Origin of the sequence: Arthrobacter sp. TB 23 (assembly GCF_000294595.1) — a bacterium.
Lineage (GTDB): Bacteria > Actinomycetota > Actinomycetes > Actinomycetales > Micrococcaceae > Arthrobacter_D.
Window position 1 is genome coordinate 1 of record NZ_ALPM01000085.1, and the last position, 17,318, is coordinate 17,318.

Here is a 17,318-nt window from a genome sequence, read left to right on the forward strand (position 1 = left end):
GAGCCTCGTCCATGTACCAGCGGCCGCGATTTTCATCGCCGCACCCGCTGTCATCTTCGCCGCTGTTCCCCGGTGGAGTGTAGGGGCCGGTTGGGGCCTTCTGACGGGCGGGCTGGTGCTCGGCCAGTTTGGCGAGTTGCTGGGCCTGCCGGAGTGGCTGCAGGCAGTGAGCCCGTTTCATCATTCCCCGGCCATGCCGGTTGAAGCTTTCGATCCCGTCCCGATTGTGGTGATGGGCCTCGTAGCGGTTGGGGGTGCAGTCCTCGCCGCGTACCTCATCCGGCACCGCGATTTCACTGGCTGAACCAACCCCTTCCCTCCTAGATCCCGACATCCCGTCGTTGCAAGGCGACCGCGCTGAGTCCGGCGAGCGCCGCCGAGATACCCCATAGCCAGGCGGCAGCACCCCAGTCCGCCCCATTGGCCACCGGCGAGTTTCCATACGCCCAGTGGTAGGGCGAGAGGTTCAGCAGCCACTGAAGGTCGGGGCTTTGGCGTCCGACGGCGTTGAAGACGTAGCTCAGCACCGCAACCCCGGCGCCGGCCGCAAGGCCATAAAGCCTCCTGCCGCTCACCGCCCCGACAAACAGGGCGGCCATCCCACTGAGGAGCGCGAGTCCCCCCGAACAGGACCGTCGCACCAAAGAGGTCCTGAGTCTGAATCCCCAGCTCAGCGGGCTCGTTGAGGAGCAGCACGAGGATGAAGACGACGGCCGCGAGCGCGACAGTGCGCACCGCAATCGCCAGGGCCCGCTCCAACACCACCTGGGGTCTGGTGACCGCGTGCGCCAGCGTCAGTTCCAACTGGCCGGACTCCTCATCACCGGCCACTGCCGACGCACCCCAGGACACCGACGCGATGGTCAGGAGCAGGAAGCCGATCAGCCCAAAGATGGTGGCCTGCGTGTACCCGGGACCCGAGGCGATCTGATCATAGTTCAGTGCTCTGGTCATCTCCGGAGGGAGCGCGTTGATCATGTCCTGCATCTCGTCGCTGTTCCCGAGGGAAGGAAACAGTGGCAGGTATACCAGGATGGCGGCGGCGAGCCCCACGGCCCAGGCCAGGGTGGATCGCCAGTGATCAAGCAGCGCGCGCCTGAACAACGGCAGGATCCTGGCTGGGTCGGTCCGGTCGTCCCGGGTGGCTGGCGGTGCCGAGTGACTCATGACCGGCTCCGCTCGCTGAATCCACGGGGGCCGGCCACGTCACCGCGGCGACCGGAGGCACCGGCAGCACTGGCAGCGCCCGTCCCGCCGGTGCCTCCGTTCCTGCCGGTGCCATCGTTCCTGCCGGTGCCATACAGGGTGAGCACTGATTCCTCGAGATCGGGTTCTTCGATGACCAGATCGGCGAGTTGGAGCGGTGCCAGGGCACGGATCAACGGCCGGATGGCACCCTCGTGGGTGGCCGAGATTTCGGTGAGCTCGCCGGCCGTCTGAACTTCGATGGTGTGCAACCCCGGTACGTGCCGGAGCAGCAGCTCCAGCTCGGGCCCGGGGACACCGGTCACCGCGATCCGGATCTGGCGGTGGGCACCCTCCCGGAGGACTGAGACGCTTGAGACCTGGACGATGTCGCCGTCGCGCAGGATAGCGACCCTGTCCGCGGCCTGCTGGACCTCGCTCAGGACATGTGAACTCAGGAAGATGGTCTGCCCCCGCTGCTGGGCTTCGCGCGGGAGTGCCCGGAACTCCTGCTGCATAAGCGGGTCGAGGCCACTGGTTGGTTCATCCAGAATCAACACTTCGGGGTCATGCATGAAAGCCTGCACGAGCCCCAGCTTCTGTTTGTTGCCTTTGGACAGTTTGCGGGTGTGGCGGTCCAGGTCCAGGTTGAAGCGTTCCGCCAGCTCGTCCGCTCGCCCCGGCCGCACCGCACCGCTGATGGCCGCATAGTGCGCCAGCAGCCAGCGTCCGGTGATCCGTTGCTCAAGGAATAGCTCACCCGGCAGGTAACCGATTTTGCGCCGCAGTTTAGGTCCCGCAGCGCCCGGATTCTCACCCAGAATCCTGATACTCCCGGCGCTCGGTCTGATGATGTCGAGCAGGCACCGCATGGTGGTGGTTTTTCCTGCACCGTTGGGCCCGATAACGCCGAAGACTTCGCCGCGTTCCACCCCAAAATCGATGCCGTGCAGGACATCCCGGCGACCAAACGATTTCCGGAGGCCCTTGACCTCGATCACCTGGCCCATGGCACGCACCACCTTCCTGAGTTCACAGCTTACAAGCAGTCCTCCCCCAACCCCAGTAGAACGTATGTTCTAATATATTCATGCGATGGGCTGGACAGAGTACGACGACGACGGCGCCGGCTCCTCAGGAGCCGCTGCTGCCCCTGAGCGGCCTGGTCCGGACTGTCAGGACGCCAGAATTTGCGGGCATCACGTTCCACGAGGTGCTCGCCAAGTCGGCGCTGAACCGGGTCCCCGGCAATTCCAGCATGCCGTTCCACTGGACCATCAACCCCTACCGCGGTTGCTCCCACGCCTGCGTCTACTGTTTCGCTCGAAAGACCCACAGCTACCTGAACCTCGACACTGGGCTGGACTTCAACTCCCAACTGGTGGTCAAGACCAATGTGGGTGAAGTGGTGCGCCGCGAACTGTCCCGCCGGTCCTGGCAGCGGGAACATGTCGCGATGGGCACCAACACCGATCCGTACCAGCGGGCCGAGGGCCGCTACCGGCTGATGCCCGACATCATCACCGCGCTCGCCGATTCGGGGACACCGTTCTCCATCCTCACGAAGGGCACCCTCCTGGCACGGGATATCCCGCTCCTGAAGAAAGCGTCTTCAGCGGTACAGATTGGAATGGGAATCTCGCTCGCCATTATCGACCCCGCCCTAGCCCATGCGGTGGAACCCGGTACACCCAGCCCCAAGGCACGGCTCGAGCTGATCAGCCGCCTGCGCGACGCTGGATTGCCCTGCGGGGTTCTGGCAATGCCGATCCTGCCGTGGCTGACCGACGATGACGAGTCACTCGATGCATTGTTTGGCGCCCTGGCCGCTGCCGGTGCCACCGGAGTCTCGGCGGGCGCCCTTCATCTACGGCCCGGGGCCCGGGAGTGGTACCTGGAATGGCTGGCGGAGAATCACCCGGCGCTGGTGGGCCGGTACCGGCGCCTGTATCGCGGCGGGAGCTATGCATCCAAGGAGTACCGCACCTGGCTGTCGGGGCGGATTCGGCAGCACCGGGCTAATCACGGGTTCACCTCCGGGGCGCAGTTCTTTCGAGAGCTTCAGCCAGGACCTCCCGGAGTCAGCGAAACGGCTGCTACGTCTACCGTGCGCCCTGCACACGCTACGGATGCGGAGCCGACACTGTTCTAGAACCGGCACTGTTCTAAAGCCAGCACTGTTCTAAAGCCAGCACTGTTCTAGATGCGGCGCGAGAGCTCCCCAATCTACTGTTGAGCCGCTCCGGCATGGCAGGTCTGCGTCAGCACCGCGTCAACGATGGGGCGGTCGGCAGGGATCCAGGCGAGGTCGGCCAACTCAGTGGAACCGGCAAGGGGAACCCAGGAGAGAACATCGTGGTCTTCCAGCGGTCGGGGTTCACCGGTGGTGACCTCGGCTAGCCAGACCCGCATGACGGCGCGTTCGTTCAGCGCCCAGCCACCGGGTACCGGCCCGACGATCTCAGCACCGAGCTCAACTTCGACCCCAAGCTCCTCCAGGAGCTCCCGATGCAGTGCGGCTGTGTCCGTTTCCCCCGCCTCGACCTTCCCCCCGGGGAATTCCCACATGCCGGCGAACTGCTCGGGCGCCGTGCGACGGGCGGCAAGCAGCCGGGTGGGGTGAGTCAGGGAATCGACGATCGCTGCGCCGACAATCTGGCGGGGTAACTGGTCAGCTGGCACGAACCGAGTGTAGCTGGCGGTACCGGCCCGGCTACAGTTGAAATAGACAACGGCGTCGATGCGTTGCGCTCTACAGAGCAACGCCACCAACACCATCTGATGCCGAAACGAGTTCCATGTCTGACGCCCGACGCACCCTCACCCCACGGCAGCTGAACTTCGCCATCATCGCCCTCGCCATGGGCGGCTTCGGTATCGGCACCACCGAGTTCGCCATCATGGGTCTCCTGCAGGAGATGGTGGGCGACCTTGATATCTCCATTCCCGAGGGTGGGCATGTCATCTCGGCCTACGCGATCGGCGTCGTCATCGGCGCTCCCCTGCTCGCTGCCCTCGGCGCCCGGTTGCCCCGCAAAGGGATGGCGCTGGGGCTGATGGTTCTCTTCACCGTCGGGAACCTGTCGTCCTATTTCGCCGCCGACTACGGCTGGCTGTTGTTTTCCCGTTTCATGTCGGGTCTCCCCCACGGCGCGTACTTCGGCATCGCGGCTGTCATTGCCGCGTCCCTCTCGGCGCCCACGCGCCGGGCGCACGCCGTGGCCATGGTGATGCTGGGGCTCAGTATCGCCAACGTCATCGGGGTACCGTTCGCCACCTGGTTGGGTCAGATGTTCGGGTGGCGGACCATGTTCCTTCTGGTCGGTGTCATTGGGGTGGTCACTATCTGGATGATTTCCCGCAGCGTCCCTCACCAGCAGGTCCTGCAGAATGCGAGTATCCGCCGCGAGCTGGGCGCCTTGCAACGTGGCCAGGTGTGGATGACGCTGCTGATCGGCACAGTTGGCTTCGGCGGTTTCTTCGCTGTCTACTCCTACATCTCCCCGACCATGACCGAGGTCACGGGCCTCCCCGAAGCGACCTTGCCGTTCGTCGTTGCCCTCTATGGTCTGGGCATGGTCACCGGGAACATTATTGGCGGCCGCCTGGCCGATATTTCCGTGATGGGCACCATCTACTGGGTGATGGGCGTGATCGCCGCCGCGCTGGTGGCGTTCTCCTTCGCCGTTCAATGGGCGCCAACCGCCCTGCTGTTCGTCTTCCTGGTCGGTGCGATTGGCGCCATGCTGATTCCGTCGCTTCAGGTCCGCCTGCTCGACGTCTCCCCTGACGCGCCGTCCCTCGCCTCGTCCCTGAACCATGCAGCGCTCAATATTGCCAACGCCCTGGGCGCGTTCCTGGGCGGCGCGGTGATCGCCGCTGGCTGGGGGTACACGGCTCCGGCACTGGTCGGTGCGGTGTTGGCCGTCATCGGGCTTGCTGTGGCCTTGGTCAGCGGGCGGATGGACCGGGGAACCAGGACGCCCCGGCCGACTGAACATTCGGCGGTCGGCCAGGGCCTCAGCTGAGGCGCTGCGCCCTCGCGGAGGCGTAAAGGCAGACGGTTGCGGCGGTCCCCACATTGAGGCTTTCCGCCCGACCATAGATGGGCACTGCCACCCGGTGGTCCGCGCCCTTCAAAACGACGTCGGGCAGCCCCTGCGCTTCGTTACCGAAGAGCCAGGCCGTCGGGGCTTCCAGTCGAGCTGCACTGCTCCCGTCCCCAGCGTTCTCCGCTGAGGGTGCCAGCCGCCGTCGTGCACTGCCTTCCTGCAGGGTGTCGAGGTCGACGTCGCCGTAACCGTCGGCTGCCAGCACGGCGATCCCGCGCTCCCGCAGCGAGGTGAGCACCAGGTCAAGGTCGGCGCCCAGAACCACCGGCAAGTGAAACAGTGACCCGACAGTTGACCGGACAGCCTTCGGGTTGTAAAGGTCAACGCTCGACGACGTCAACACCACCGCGTCGGCGCCAGCGGAATCGGCTGCTCGCAGAATGGTTCCCGCGTTGCCGGGATCGCGCACTTCCACCATCACGGCAACTAGCCGGGGCTCCCTGGCGAGCATCGCTTCGAGCGGGACATCGACAAACGAACACACCGCGATGACACCCTGCGGCGTCACCGTCGAAGACATTGCGGCCAGCACTTCCTCAGTCACCAGCCGTGGGGCTGGCTGTCCTTCGAACAGTCCAAGCTCGGCGTGCCGGTCCAGGCATTCCTCGGTGATGAACAGTTCCTCGATGACCTCCGGCTCGCCCGCAGCGTGGCGCGCCGAATGCAATGCCAATGCTTCCCGAACGGATTGAGGCCCCTCGGCGAGAAACCGGCCCTGCCTTAAACGGGCCGGACGCCCAGCGAGCCGAGCCACTTCCTTGACCCGATCAGCTCGGGGGTTGGTCATGGGCGGTGCCGCTGGGCGTCCGGTGTTAGTCATGTACTGATGTTCTCAGTATTTTGGGTCTTCCCCGTAATCCGGGTGAGACCGAACCGAGAAGGGTAAAACGAAAGGTTAGGCGCTTGCCTTGGCTGGCGCCTTGGTGGCTGACGCCTGGGCGCCGGCTGGTGCTGAGGTGTCAGCAGGCAGCGAATCCTTGGCAATCTGTACCAGTGCGGAGAACGCGTTGGCGTCAGATACTGCAAGCTCGGCCAGCATACGGCGGTCAACCTGGATCTCGGCGGCCTTCAGGCCCTGGATCAGACGGTTGTAGGTCAGGCCGTTGGCGCGGGACGCTGCATTGATGCGCTGGATCCAGAGGCGACGGAAGTCACCCTTGCGCTTGCGACGGTCACCGTAGCTGTACACAAATGAGTGCAGCAGCTGCTCTTTGGCCTTGCGGTACAGGCGTGAACGCTGCCCACGGTAGCCCTTCGCCCGCTCGAGAATTACCCGACGCTTCTTGTGGGCGTTTACCGCCCGCTTCACACGTGCCACGTGCGTACTCCTTCAGTAGATCTACCGGGTGATGATGTTCAGCGCTGTCCTGCAGTGTGCAGGAGACTGGCGCAAGCCCGGTTAAGTGGTTTGGGTGAGTTAGATGCCGAGCATCTTTTTGATGACCTTGGTGTCGGCCTTCGAGACGATCTTGTCGCTACCGAGACGGCGAGTCAGCGTGGAGGGCTTGTGCTCCAGGTAGTGGCGGCGGTTAGCCTGCTGGCGCTTGAGCTTGCCGCTTCCGGTCAGCTTGAAACGCTTCTTGACACCACTGTGGGTCTTCATCTTCGGCATGAGAACCGATCTCCTTTGGTTTCCACCAGCTGTTGCAGGCGGGTCGTACGGCACCCGCGGGGGTGCCTGCGGGTTTATTCGGGCGCCTGGCGGCTCCGGGGGACGTAATCCCTAGTCGGAGGTTCCGGGCTTAGGCCGGCTCGGCGTGCTCCGGGGAGCTGCCTTGCTGGCAGGTTTGGGTGTTGCTGGCTTGGGCATGGCCATCGGCTTGGGAGCCGCGGTTGGCTTCGGCGCTGCAGCGGGCTTGGGAGCAGCTGCTGGTTTCTCAGCTGCCTTCGCACCGGCCGCCTTGGCTGGAGCCTTCGGTGCTTCAGCAGCGGCTTTCTCGGCAGCTTTCGCTGCCTTGGCTGCCTCGGCTGCTGCGACTTCCTGATCCGCCTTGTCCTGGATAGCCTTCTCGCGGTCGACGATTTCCTGCGCCGCGGCCTCCTTGGCTGCAACTTCGGCCGCAATCACTTCCTGTGCTGCGGCTTCTTCGGCCGCCTCCTGGGAAGCGGTGGTTGAGTAGCCGTCAGGCAGCAGGTCCGCGAGGCTCTGCGTCATGGGCGCCTTGTCCGGGGTGGTATCCACCTTCTCGGTACCAGCCTTCACTGCCTCATTCGCAGCCTTGGCATCGGCGCGCTGGGTAGCGCGTCGCGCTTCAGCCTTTGCCTCAGCCTTGTTCTTGACCGGACCAATGACCATGACCATGTTGCGACCGTCGATGCGGGGGGTCGATTCAACGATTCCCACCTCGGCAACGTCCTCAGCGAACTTCTGCAGCAGGCGAATACCCATTTCGGGTCGCTGCTGCTCGCGTCCACGGAACTGAATCATGGCCTTGACCTTGTCGCCTGCGCCCAGGAAGCGCATTGCATGTCCGCGCTTGGTCTCGTAATCATGAGTGTCAATCTTCAGGCGGAACCGGATCTCCTTGAGAACGGTGTTCGTCTGGTTCTTGCGCGCCTCACGAGCCTTGACCGCGGCCTCATACTTGTACTTGCCAAAATCCATGAGCTTGGCAACCGGAGGCTTGGCCTGCGGTGCAACCTCAACAAGATCCAGGTCTGACTCGGAGGCAAGACGGAGAGCATCCTCAATACGGACGATGCCTACCTGTTCGCCCGCAGGTCCTACCAACCGCACCTCTGGGACGCGGATACGATCATTGATTCTTGGCTCGCTAATGTGTTGCTCCTGAAATCTTTGAAGTAATACCACCTGCAATAGAAGAAGGCCCCCGACTGCACGTGCAATCAGAGGCCTCGATGATCGGTTACTTCCACTGCGAGTGGAAGCGTACTGTCAAGAAATGTCTTGACGATCGTACGTACCGACCTGTTACCCGGCTGCCACCATGTTTCGCAACGAAACACCTGGCAATCGCGGGTGGGAGGAAACTCCGCTTGCAAACTGGAAGTGATCTTTTTCATGCCCCGTGTGGGCGCATGAAATAGTGACCTCCAGTCGGTCTGTGACAAGCTTACCAGCATGAGTACTCCGGCCAGTAATCCAGACAGCGAACGCAACATCTTCCAGGCACCCGGCGACGACGGCGGTTCCGCTGGCGCCCCGGACCAGCCATCACTCCAGGACCCCCTGGACCAAACCGCCGACGACGGTCGCCAGGTTCGCCGCGACATCGCCGAGGTGAGTGCCGTGGAGCTGATCATGACCTCCGCGCTGCACCTGATGAGCGCCGCAGCCGTGAAATGCGGCCTGGCAGAAGGCGACGACGCCGAGGAACTCAAGGATCTTGACGAGGCCCGCAAGATCATCACGGCACTGGCCGGGTTTGTCACTGCCGCTGCCCCCGAGATCGGTGGCCAGCACGCCGGGCCGCTGCGCGACGGGCTCCGCTCACTGCAGCTGGCCTTCCGCGAAGCGTCGGTCATTCAGGACGCGCCAGGTCAGGGCCCCGGCGAAAAATTCACCGGCGCGGTCAACTAGCCCGCCGTCGTCGTACCTGCTGGGCGCCTAGGCCCAGCAGGCAGATCAGTACCGCGACCGACCCCACGGCGGTGAAGGCCGCGGACGGGCCCACCGTGTCGATGGTGATGCCGGCCAGTGGTGCACCCAGCGCCACCCCCGAGGTGAGTGCCGAGCCATACCATCCCATCGCCTCGCCACGCCGTTCCTCGACCACCAGGTCGGCCACCCGTTCGGACGCCGCCGACAGGACCGGTGCGCACAATAGTCCCGGCAGGATCGAGAGCAGGCACAGTGCCAGTGTGTTTTCGGCGAAACCCATGGGGATGGTGAACAGCCCCATGAGCAGGAGGAGCACCAGCGGGGACACCGGCCGGTGCAGCGCACCATAGATCAGGCCGCCCACCACCGATGCGGCACACCAGGCGGCGAAGACCAGCCCGAGTTCACCCTCCCGGCCCGAATCCTCGAGCGCGGCGACGATCCCCACCTCGGTACCGGCCAGCACCAGTCCTGCCCCGGCAGCCACCACCAGGACCACCGCCACCGCCACCGTCAGCCAGACGAAGCTGCCCGCCAGCCGCTCCTTGACCCGCTGACGTCCCTTCGCCCCTTGACGACCGTGTGCTGCGCGTCCTCCCGGGTACAGTTCGGCCGACGCTTCGGTGACGTGCGCTGGCGCCGATGCGACCAGCGCACCGACGGCGGCGGCCTCGTCCTCGGCTTCGGTCGGGGGCCGGGAGACAGCTCCCAGCTGCTCGCTCCGGGTCGGTGGGTTGAACCACATCAGGAAGAGACCGGCACCGGCGGTGGCCAGCCCCACCAGGGTGAGGCCAAAGACCGTCGAGACCTGGGTGGCCAGGACGACGCCCAGCGCCGGTCCCACCATGAAGATCATTTCGGTGCTGATCGCGTCAAGGGTGAACGCGGTCCGTCGCTTCTCCCCGGACACCATCACGCCCAGGGACTGGCGAACCACCGAGAAGGCGGGCAGGGTAAACAACCCACCGATCAGGGCGGCGACGAGCAGCCACTCGTAGGACAGCTGGGGTGCCACAGACCAGATCACCGCTTCGGCGATCACGGACGGAATCAGTGCCTTGCGCAGCCCCGCGCTGTCGACCCGACGGCCCCGCCAGGGTGCGCCGACGGCGATGCCAATCGTCAGAAGAGCCGCGACAGCGCCGGCTTCCGCGTACCCACGGTCGAGGGTCTGCACCACATGAAGGGTCAGCAGGACCCCGGCCGCGGAGTGCGGGAATCTGGCGATCATTCCGACGATGAGCAGACGCCGCACCGGGACAATACGGAGCAGCTCCCGGTAGAGGGCAAAATTCACTGGTTCACTCTTCTGCGGGTCCGCCCGCACGTCCTCAGCGGGTCAGTACCACCTCAAGGGAGTCGACCCGTTCCACAAATTCTGTATTGGCCCGCAGCCGGTCCTGCAGTTGCTGGACCACCGTCTGGACCGCTTCCCCAGCCAGCCCGCCTCGGAGCGTGATCTGGAGCCGCACTTCGGGGCCCGGTCCGCCGCCGGATGCCAGTGTACCGTCTGCCGCGCGGGCCGGGACCCCGCTTCCGGGACCCAGCGCTACCCGCAGGATCGCTGGCTCCTTACCGGTGATCTGGGCGACCAGGTCGGCGATGCTTGGGTCGCTGTAGGCCGGCCGCCNCGCCACTCGTGCTGCTGGGCCAGCGCCCACATGGCGGGGCGACGCACAACGAAGGTGAAGTGCGCGCCCGGATCGATGACCAGCAGCTGCGCTCCGTCGGCGACCGCCGACAGCGCCGCACGCGGCGCGTAAACGGCCACGGGCCTGGCTTCCGGATGCCACGCGGCCAGTGCAGCAACAGAGCTGAAGACCGGCAGCGCCGTGCGGCCATCGGGTGCTTTGAGCGTGACCAGGGCCATGTCGGCCTCCTTGTCGCCCTCCGGTGCTCCCCCGCCGTGGCCGTGGTCGGCGTGCGAGTGAGGGTCGTCGGGCGCGGTTTCCCCAGCGAGCTGGGCTACCACGGGTACGAAAAGTCTCACCCCGGCGAGGGCGGCGAGCACTCCCGTTTCGTCGCTGGTCCCGGCCAGCAGCCGGTCGATTGCCTCGGTGTAGGCGGGCGGTGCGGCCCCGTCGTCGTCGTCGAAGTTGTGCAGCGGGTTACCCTCGCCGCTCAGGTCACGGCCTTCCCAGGCCTGCCCCGCGGAATCGGCGGTGTTGGCCGCCAGGGCAGCGGCGATATGTGCGGGGAGCTGCCGCTCGCTCACATCCGGGATGCCGGGTGCCCGGCGATGTCGAGCGCCTGGGGCAGCGTGAAAGCGCCGGCGTACAGCGCCTTGCCCACGATTGCGCCTTCCAGTCCGTGTGGCACCAGCTGGCGCAGCGCCGCGAGGTCCTCAAGACTTGAGATTCCACCCGATGCGACCACGGGCTGCGAGGTCCGCTCAAGCACCTGCTGGAGTAGTTCGAGGTTGGGGCCGCGGAGCGTGCCGTCCTTGGTGACGTCTGTGACCACGTACCGGGAGCAGCCCGCGTCTTCGAGGCGCTGCAGGACTTCCCACAGGTCGCCGCCTTCTTCGGTCCAGCCGCGGGCTGCCAGGGTGGTGCCCCGGACGTCCAGGCCGACGGCGATCTTGTCGCCGTAGCGGGCGATGGCCGCAGCGGTCCACTCCGGGTTTTCCAGGGCTGCGGTGCCGAGGTTCACCCGGTGCGCGCCGAGTTCCAGGGCTGCGTCGAGGGAAGCGTCATCGCGGATTCCCCCGGACAGCTCCACCTTGATGTCGAGTTCGTTAATCACGCGTCCGAGCAGTTCGCGGTTTGAGCCCCGGCCGAAGGCTGCGTCAAGGTCCACCAGGTGCACCCATTCGGCGCCGTCCTGCTGCCAGGCGAGGGCCGCCTCGAGGGCGTCACCGTAACCTGTTTCGCTGCCGGCCTCGCCCTGGACCAGGCGGACAGCCTGCCCGTCGACGACGTCGACGGCAGGAAGCAGTTCGAGAATGGGGGATTCAGTAAAGGGGCTCATCGGGTGTTGTGACTCTTTCGTAGCTGTCGGAGGTCTGGAATCAGATGTCGGTCAGGGTCAGGAGGTAGGCAGCGAGGAGCGCCATTCCCGCCAGGACCCAGAAGCTGATGATCAGGGCCTTGGGTAGTTCCTGCCGCCGGAAGGAGATAGCCCCACCGATCAACAGGCCCGCGAGCCCCATCAACACTATGCTCCACATGACTACCGCAGCCCGGCTGTCCAGTTGGAGAGCAGACGGGCCCCGGCGTCACCGGACTTTTCGGGGTGGAACTGGGTGGCGCTGAGGGGACCGTTTTCCACGGCGGCAATGAACTGACCGCCGTGGTCCGCCCAGGTCACCATTGGGGGCTTCATGGCTGGCTGGGTGACCTCGAACTTCCACTGCTGCACGCCGTAGGAGTGCACAAAGTAGAACCGCTCGTCCTCGATGCCTTCGAACAGTTGTGACCCCTCGGCTGCCTTCACCGTGTTCCAGCCCATGTGCGGGACGACGTCAGCCTGCAACCGTTCAACGGTGCCTGGCCACTCGCCCATTCCCGCGGTCCGGACGCCGTGCTCGACGCCCTCCTCGAAGAGGATTTGCAGGCCGACGCAGATGCCAAGCACTGGCCTGCCGCCCGCCACCCGCCGGCCGATCATGCGCAGTGCATCGACATCCTTCAGACCCTTCATCACGGTCGCGAAGGCTCCGACGCCGGGCACCACCAACCCGTCGGCGTTCAGGACGTCGTCGGGTTTGGCGCTCAACGTCACTTCAGCGCCGACGTGTTCCAGGGCACGGACCGCTGAACGGATGTTCCCCGAACCGTAGTCCAGAACCGTTACGCGTGGCGCACTCATAGTGCCCCCTTGGTGGACGGGATGCCCTCCACGCGTGGGTCCGGTTCCACTGCAGCGCGCAGCGCCCGAGCGAACGCCTTGAACTGGGCTTCGACAATGTGGTGTGGATCCCGTCCACCCAACACCGTCATGTGCAGACAGATCTGGGCATGCAGGGTGATCGCCTCGAAGACGTGCCGGGTCAGCGAGCCGGTGAAGTGCCCTCCGATCAGGTGGTATTCCTGGCCTGCAGGCTCACCCGTGTGCACCAGGTATGGCCGGCCGGAGATGTCGACGACGGCGTTGGCCAACGCCTCATCCAGGGGCACCGTCGCTTCGCCGAACCTGCGGATCCCGGCCTTCGTCCCCAGGGCCTCCCGGAGCACCTCGCCGATGGTGATGGCGACATCCTCGACGGTGTGGTGGACATCGATGTGCGTGTCACCGGTGGCTCGGACCGTGAGGTCGATCAGTGAGTGCTTGGCCAGCGCAGTCAGCATGTGGTCGTAGAACGGCACCGAGGTGCTGATCTCCGCGCGTCCGGTGCCGTCAAGATCGAGCTCGACAAACACCGACGACTCGCTGGTGGTCCGTTCCCGGCTCGCAGTGCGTCCGACAGTGGTTTCCACGCTCATGGCTATCCTTCGATTGGTACGTAGCGGATGGGTGACGGTAGGGACAGCACCGGGCGCCGCTTGGAAAGGGTCTATCACCAGTCTAGGAGACGGTCCCCTCCAGCAGGGCACCGAGGGTGTCGAGGAACGCTGTGGTTTCCGTCTCGGTGCCTGCGGTGACCCGGAGGTGACCGGGAATACCGACGTCGCGAATCAGCACTCCCCCGTCGAGCAGGCCCTGCCAGATGCGGTGCGGGTCGTCCAGTCCGCCGAAGAGAACGAAGTTGGCGTCCGAGGGCACCGGGGTCAACCCGAGGTGTTGGAGACTGGTCACTATCCGATCGCGTTGCACCTTGATGTTTTCCACGTTGGCAAGCAATCGGTCAGAGTGGGTCAGGGCCGCGTTCGCTGCCGCCTGGGTGATGGCCGAAAGGTGGTACGGCAACCGGACCAGGCGCAGCGCGTCAGCAACCTCGGGGGCCGCCGCCAGGTAACCGAGCCTCGTCCCGGCCATCGCGAAAGCCTTGCTCATGGTGCGTGACACCACAAGACGTTCCCGGCCCGCCAGCAGGCTGAGGGCGCTGACGGTGCCTGCGTGGGCGAACTCGGCATAGGCCTCATCGACGATCACGATTGCCTGCGCGTCGCTGCCCGCCTCATAAACCGCTTCCACCACATCCAGGCCCAGCGCTGAGCCGGTCGGGTTGTTCGGCGAGCACAGGAAGACGAGGTTCGCGCCGGATTCGCGCACTTCGCGGGCCGCGTCGGCGGCGCTGAGCTCGAACCTGTCGTTACCCTGCCCTGCGATATAGCGGGTGCCGGTGCTGCTGGCCAGCAACGGATACATGGAGTAGGTCGGGGGGAAGCCGATGGCTGATCGACCCGGGCCACCGAAGGCCTGCAGCAGGTGCTGCAGTACCTCGTTGGATCCGTTGGCGGCCCACAGGTTTTCGGGCGTCAGTCCGTGGCCGAGGTAGCGTGCGAGATTGGTCCGGAGTTCGGTGAACTCACGGTCGGGGTAACGGTTCAGCCCCCCGACCTCCCGGCTCACCGCATCAACGATTGCCTGCCGGACATCGTCCGGCACTCCATGGGTATTCTCATTGACGTTTAGGAGGATGGGGACATCCAACTGGGGTGCCCCGTAGGGGTGCTTGCCCCGCAGATCCTCACGCAGGGGCAACCGGCTCAACCGCTCAAACTGTTCGCTCACCTGTCAAGGTTAAGCGTGGAGTGCTGCAGGTGCAGAATCGACGGGCCTTCACCCTTCATCAGGATCTTCACCGCGTTCGCAGAAGCTCCACACCCGGTGGCCGATACTGGCCGACCGGGTTGGAGGGTTCTGGGGGTGCAGCACTGGCTGTCGAGGAGTTACCGGTTGGTGGGGACATCCAGTTGCTGCCCTGCCTGCAGCACTGAGGTGCCCAGGCTGTTCAGTTCAACGATCTCGGAGACGACGATGCGCGGATCGCGGTCCGGAGCGAACTCGGTTGCCAGCTGCCAGATGGTTTCGCCGGCTGCGACGCTGACACTGACGGTCTCGGTCACCTCTCCGCCTTCAGCTGATGCCTTGGCAGGCGAGTTGAAAAATCCTGACAACATCAGAACGGCCGACGCGAGTAGCACGATCGGCAATCCGACCAACAGGAGCCGGCCCCTGCGGGTAAGCCGCAGCTTGGTGGCGCCGCTCTTGGTCGCGTCGCTTTCGGTGGTGGGGAAATTCTGGTGTGTGGTGATGACAGACATGGATACACCTCTCTGTACTCTCGAATCAGTCCATTCGGTCCTGGGGTATGAGCCCGGGACCAACCCTGAAGGTTGAAGGCGGTGTTCGAGCTAAAACCGGCGATTCCTGTTTTGTTCGAACTTATCTTCGAATTACTGCTTGTTTATTTTTAGCACTGATTGACGAACTTTGTCGAGACACGATCGAACAAATGTTTGAAAACGTGTCCTGACTCCCTTACCGTTAGGGCAAGGATGAAGGTTCGGGATCCAGCAGAAACCAGCACATCATCCGCCACTGACAAAATAAGCTCGGCCCCTGGAATCCAGGGATCTGCCGGGGTACATGGATTCTTATCGAAGGGACAGCGACCGTGAAAGAGTCCGACGCACCACTGGATGAACCGGCCTCCGACCTTGCCCCGGCTGACCCCGCCCCGGCCGTCCTGCCAGCCCGTGGCCGCCCGCGTGGGCGCCAGGTGCCCAAGGGCATGACGCCCCGCCAGAAGAAGATCCTTGAGACCATTCAGCGGGCCATCGGCACCAACGGGTATCCGCCCTCCATGCGCGAGATCGGAGACACGGTGGGGCTCGCCAGTCTCTCGAGCGTCACCCATCAGTTGTCGCAGCTCGAGCGGATGGGCTATCTCAGGCGCGATCCGAAGCGCCCCCGCGCCATGGAGATCCTGCTTCCGCTGACCCTCGACCATGATCAGCACAGCGGCGAAGAAGGATCGGGGCAGGGCACGACACCGGACGTCGGCGGCGCGATCGACGCAGCCATGGTTCCGATGGTGGGGCGGATCGCTGCCGGCGGCCCGGTGCTGGCCGACCAGGTAGTGGAAGATGTCATGCCGCTACCCCGCCAGTTGGTGGGCCACGGCGATCTCTTCATGTTGCGGGTCTATGGCGATTCGATGATCGACGCCGCCATTTGCGACGGTGACTGGGTAGTGGTCCGGCGCCAGCAGGAAGCACAGAACGGTGACATCGTGGCCGCGCTCCTCGACGACGAGGCGACTGTGAAGACTTTCCGTCAGCGCGACGGTCACACCTGGCTGCTCCCCCAGAACACCCAGTACGAGCCGATCCTGGGAGACCTCGCCACGATTATGGGCAAGGTCGTCTCGGTCATGCGCGCCCTCTAACCCCCGGGCGTGGGTTTTCCTGCCAGCCGCTCCAGGACGCCGACCGCCGTCGTGCGATCGGTGGTGGACCAAAAAGGCGGCAGCGCGGCACGCAGGAATGATCCGTAGCGTGCGTTGGCGAGCCTGGAATCGAGGATCGCCACCACCCCCTTGTCTTCGGCTGCGCGGATGAGGCGTCCGGCGCCCTGAGCGAGGCGGACGGCCGCGTGGGTTGCCGAAACACTCATGAAACCGTTTCCACCGGCTTTCGCTACGGCTCTCGTCCGAGCTGTCATGAGTGGGTCGTCAGGGCGCGGGAAGGGAATGCGGTCGATGGTCACCAGCCGGCACGACCGGCCTGGCACATCGACGCCCTGCCAGAGTGACATGGTGCCGAAGAGGCACGTGTCCGGCTCATCCGAGAATTGTTTGACCAGCGCCGACATTGACGATTCGCCCTGGCACAGGATTTCGAAGTCGACCCGAGGGCGCAGTGCTTCGGCCGCGTCTTCGGCCGCGCGGCGGGAGGAAAAAAGTCCCAGCGCCCCACCCCGCGATGCTTTCAGCAAGACCTCCAGTTCGTCGAGCTGCTCAGGCGAGGTGCCCCGCTCCGGCTTTGGAAGGTCCTTCGCGACATACAGGACGCCCTGCTTCGGGTAGTCGAAGGGGCTGCCGACGTCGACGCCGGTCCATGACGGCGCCGAGGCGCCCGCGAGACCGAGCGAACCGGCGACTGGACCGAATTCGGCCCCGATGGCGAGCGTTGCCGAGGTCAGGACCACTGTGTGATCGGCGAACAGGCCTTCCCGCAGCTTCCCGGCCACGGACAGTGGCGCGATGTTGATGGTCGCGGGTGCGTCGTCGTCGGGCTGTGAATACCCGGTGCCCGGTGAGAAGGTGCTTGGCCGTGAGGCCCAGAGCACCTCACCGGCCGGTGTCGCCGTCAGAAGCCGCTCGCAAAGTTCGAAGACGGCGAGGACGTGGGACTTCGCCATCTGCCGGCCACCGTCTGCCGGGGTCGGTCCGTCTCCTTTGGCGTCCGACAGGACGGCCCGGCAGGCTTCGCGGACCTGCGTGATCGCCGTTTCCTGCTCCTCGGTGAGTCCGGCAGCCATTAATCCCGTGGGGATCCCGGTGACTGATGACTCGAAAAAGCGGTTTGCGGAGTCGAGGCCCTCGGTGGCGATTGACAGATGACGGCGGG

General features: G+C 65.0%; 21 protein-coding genes and 2 pseudogenes. 5 read left to right on the forward strand and 18 right to left on the reverse strand.

Features of this window, described 5'->3' with window-relative positions:
* Positions 1-304 (forward strand): annotated as a pseudogene (locus B384_RS20830) (ABC transporter permease); the annotation flags it as partial.
* 16 nt (positions 305-320) lie between these two features.
* Here B384_RS20830 and B384_RS21145 read toward each other — a convergent pair.
* The 3 genes and pseudogenes from B384_RS21145 to B384_RS0112360 form a co-directional block, all read right to left on the reverse strand.
* Positions 321-599 carry a hypothetical protein gene (locus B384_RS21145; protein WP_019483410.1) on the reverse strand — a complete coding sequence of 93 codons (279 nt, stop codon included), beginning with the start codon at positions 597-599 and terminating at the stop codon, positions 321-323.
* A gap of 82 nt (positions 600-681) precedes the next feature.
* Positions 682-1,167 (reverse strand): annotated as a pseudogene (locus B384_RS21150) (ABC transporter permease subunit); the annotation flags it as partial.
* The gene (locus B384_RS0112360) at positions 1,164-2,195 is read right to left on the reverse strand and encodes an ABC transporter ATP-binding protein (protein WP_019483412.1); all 1,032 of its coding nucleotides are present in this window, start codon (positions 2,193-2,195) and stop codon (positions 1,164-1,166) included. The gene B384_RS0112360 and the pseudogene B384_RS21150, both read right to left, overlap by 4 nt.
* A gap of 80 nt (positions 2,196-2,275) precedes the next feature.
* Here B384_RS0112360 and B384_RS0112365 point away from each other — a divergent pair, with 80 nt between their 5' ends.
* Entirely contained in the window at positions 2,276-3,337 is a 1,062-nt protein-coding gene (locus B384_RS0112365; RefSeq protein ID WP_019483413.1) for an Rv2578c family radical SAM protein, read from the forward strand.
* A 74-nt stretch (positions 3,338-3,411) separates the two neighbouring features.
* On the opposite strand, the gene B384_RS0112370 is transcribed toward B384_RS0112365, so the two are convergent.
* Entirely contained in the window at positions 3,412-3,867 is a 456-nt protein-coding gene (locus B384_RS0112370; protein WP_026041162.1) for a (deoxy)nucleoside triphosphate pyrophosphohydrolase, read from the reverse strand.
* 116 nt (positions 3,868-3,983) lie between these two features.
* On the opposite strand from B384_RS0112370, the gene B384_RS18835 reads away from it, so the two are divergent.
* Positions 3,984-5,213, forward strand: coding sequence for an MFS transporter (locus B384_RS18835; RefSeq protein ID WP_019483415.1), 1,230 nt, complete (start codon positions 3,984-3,986; stop codon positions 5,211-5,213).
* Here the strand turns inward: B384_RS18835 and B384_RS0112380 are convergent.
* From B384_RS0112380 to infC, 4 genes are all read right to left on the reverse strand, one after another.
* Positions 5,206-6,117, reverse strand: a complete 912-nt coding sequence (locus tag B384_RS0112380) for a TrmH family RNA methyltransferase (protein ID WP_024476259.1) — start codon at positions 6,115-6,117, stop codon at positions 5,206-5,208. The two genes, B384_RS18835 and B384_RS0112380, sit on opposite strands and share 8 nt — an antisense overlap.
* 75 nt (positions 6,118-6,192) lie before the next feature.
* The gene (gene rplT, locus B384_RS0112385) at positions 6,193-6,615 is read right to left on the reverse strand and encodes a 50S ribosomal protein L20 (protein ID WP_019483417.1); all 423 of its coding nucleotides are present in this window, start codon (positions 6,613-6,615) and stop codon (positions 6,193-6,195) included.
* Positions 6,616-6,714: 99 nt separating this feature from the next.
* Positions 6,715-6,909: a 50S ribosomal protein L35 gene (gene rpmI / locus B384_RS0112390; protein ID WP_019483418.1), complete on the reverse strand. Its 195-nt coding sequence runs from the start codon at positions 6,907-6,909 to the stop codon at positions 6,715-6,717.
* A gap of 111 nt (positions 6,910-7,020) precedes the next feature.
* The gene (gene infC / locus B384_RS0112395; protein WP_019483419.1) at positions 7,021-8,034 is read right to left on the reverse strand and encodes a translation initiation factor IF-3; all 1,014 of its coding nucleotides are present in this window, start codon (positions 8,032-8,034) and stop codon (positions 7,021-7,023) included.
* Between the two features lie 345 nt (positions 8,035-8,379).
* Here infC and B384_RS0112400 point away from each other — a divergent pair, with 345 nt between their 5' ends.
* Positions 8,380-8,838 (forward strand): DUF1844 domain-containing protein, encoded by a 459-nt coding sequence (locus B384_RS0112400; protein ID WP_019483420.1) that lies wholly within the window; start codon positions 8,380-8,382, stop codon positions 8,836-8,838.
* On the opposite strand, the gene B384_RS0112405 is transcribed toward B384_RS0112400, so the two are convergent.
* The 9 genes from B384_RS0112405 to B384_RS0112440 all read right to left on the reverse strand — a co-directional run bounded on the left by B384_RS0112405 (position 8,831) and on the right by B384_RS0112440 (position 15,008).
* Positions 8,831-10,156 carry an MFS transporter gene (locus B384_RS0112405; protein ID WP_019483421.1) on the reverse strand — a complete coding sequence of 442 codons (1,326 nt, stop codon included), beginning with the start codon at positions 10,154-10,156 and terminating at the stop codon, positions 8,831-8,833. The two genes, B384_RS0112400 and B384_RS0112405, sit on opposite strands and share 8 nt — an antisense overlap.
* Positions 10,157-10,190: 34 nt before the next feature.
* On the reverse strand, positions 10,191-10,331 hold the full coding sequence (locus tag B384_RS21425) for a hypothetical protein (RefSeq protein WP_019483422.1): 141 nt from the start codon (positions 10,329-10,331) through the stop codon (positions 10,191-10,193).
* A 77-nt stretch (positions 10,332-10,408) separates the two neighbouring features.
* A complete protein-coding gene (locus tag B384_RS18840; protein WP_337459707.1) occupies positions 10,409-11,074 on the reverse strand; it encodes an SseB family protein in 666 nt (221 codons plus the stop codon).
* Positions 11,071-11,829: a bifunctional 1-(5-phosphoribosyl)-5-((5-phosphoribosylamino)methylideneamino)imidazole-4-carboxamide isomerase/phosphoribosylanthranilate isomerase PriA gene (gene priA / locus B384_RS0112415; protein WP_019483423.1), complete on the reverse strand. Its 759-nt coding sequence runs from the start codon at positions 11,827-11,829 to the stop codon at positions 11,071-11,073. Before priA ends, B384_RS18840 begins: the two co-directional genes overlap by 4 nt.
* Before the next feature lie 40 nt (positions 11,830-11,869).
* Entirely contained in the window at positions 11,870-12,016 is a 147-nt protein-coding gene (locus B384_RS20835; RefSeq protein WP_192813092.1) for a hypothetical protein, read from the reverse strand.
* 14 nt (positions 12,017-12,030) lie between these two features.
* Positions 12,031-12,669, reverse strand: coding sequence for an imidazole glycerol phosphate synthase subunit HisH (gene hisH, locus B384_RS0112425; protein ID WP_019483425.1), 639 nt, complete (start codon positions 12,667-12,669; stop codon positions 12,031-12,033).
* Positions 12,666-13,283 carry an imidazoleglycerol-phosphate dehydratase HisB gene (gene hisB, locus B384_RS0112430; protein WP_019483426.1) on the reverse strand — a complete coding sequence of 206 codons (618 nt, stop codon included), beginning with the start codon at positions 13,281-13,283 and terminating at the stop codon, positions 12,666-12,668. The genes hisH and hisB overlap by 4 nt, the downstream gene beginning before the upstream one ends.
* Positions 13,284-13,365: 82 nt before the next feature.
* Complete coding sequence (locus B384_RS0112435; RefSeq protein WP_019483427.1) at positions 13,366-14,475, reverse strand: histidinol-phosphate transaminase; 1,110 nt, start codon at positions 14,473-14,475, stop codon at positions 13,366-13,368.
* Between the two features lie 158 nt (positions 14,476-14,633).
* Positions 14,634-15,008, reverse strand: coding sequence for a LysM peptidoglycan-binding domain-containing protein (locus B384_RS0112440; protein ID WP_019483428.1), 375 nt, complete (start codon positions 15,006-15,008; stop codon positions 14,634-14,636).
* 470 nt (positions 15,009-15,478) lie between these two features.
* Here B384_RS0112440 and lexA point away from each other — a divergent pair, with 470 nt between their 5' ends.
* Complete coding sequence (lexA, locus tag B384_RS0112445; protein ID WP_050994982.1) at positions 15,479-16,135, forward strand: transcriptional repressor LexA; 657 nt, start codon at positions 15,479-15,481, stop codon at positions 16,133-16,135.
* On the opposite strand, the gene B384_RS0112450 is transcribed toward lexA, so the two are convergent.
* A partial coding sequence (locus B384_RS0112450) for an ATP-dependent DNA helicase (protein ID WP_019483430.1) occupies positions 16,132-17,318 on the reverse strand: 1,187 nt, incomplete at its 5' end. The genes lexA and B384_RS0112450 overlap by 4 nt on opposite strands.

Coding starts and splice junctions, on each gene's coding strand:
- priA (WP_019483423.1), bottom strand. CDS start 11,829: ATGAGCCCCTTTACTGAATCCCCCATTCTCGAACTGCTTCCTGCCGTC.
- B384_RS21145 (WP_019483410.1), bottom strand. CDS start 599: ATGGCCGCCCTGTTTGTCGGGGCGGTGAGCGGCAGGAGGCTTTATGGC.
- hisH (WP_019483425.1), bottom strand. CDS start 12,669: ATGAGTGCGCCACGCGTAACGGTTCTGGACTACGGTTCGGGGAACATC.
- B384_RS0112365 (WP_019483413.1), top strand. CDS start 2,276: ATGCGATGGGCTGGACAGAGTACGACGACGACGGCGCCGGCTCCTCAG.
- B384_RS0112360 (WP_019483412.1), bottom strand. CDS start 2,195: ATGGGCCAGGTGATCGAGGTCAAGGGCCTCCGGAAATCGTTTGGTCGC.
- B384_RS18835 (WP_019483415.1), top strand. CDS start 3,984: ATGTCTGACGCCCGACGCACCCTCACCCCACGGCAGCTGAACTTCGCC.
- B384_RS0112380 (WP_024476259.1), bottom strand. CDS start 6,117: ATGACTAACACCGGACGCCCAGCGGCACCGCCCATGACCAACCCCCGA.
- hisB (WP_019483426.1), bottom strand. CDS start 13,283: ATGAGCGTGGAAACCACTGTCGGACGCACTGCGAGCCGGGAACGGACC.
- B384_RS0112440 (WP_019483428.1), bottom strand. CDS start 15,008: ATGTCTGTCATCACCACACACCAGAATTTCCCCACCACCGAAAGCGAC.
- rpmI (WP_019483418.1), bottom strand. CDS start 6,909: ATGCCGAAGATGAAGACCCACAGTGGTGTCAAGAAGCGTTTCAAGCTG.
- B384_RS0112400 (WP_019483420.1), top strand. CDS start 8,380: ATGAGTACTCCGGCCAGTAATCCAGACAGCGAACGCAACATCTTCCAG.
- lexA (WP_050994982.1), top strand. CDS start 15,479: ATGACGCCCCGCCAGAAGAAGATCCTTGAGACCATTCAGCGGGCCATC.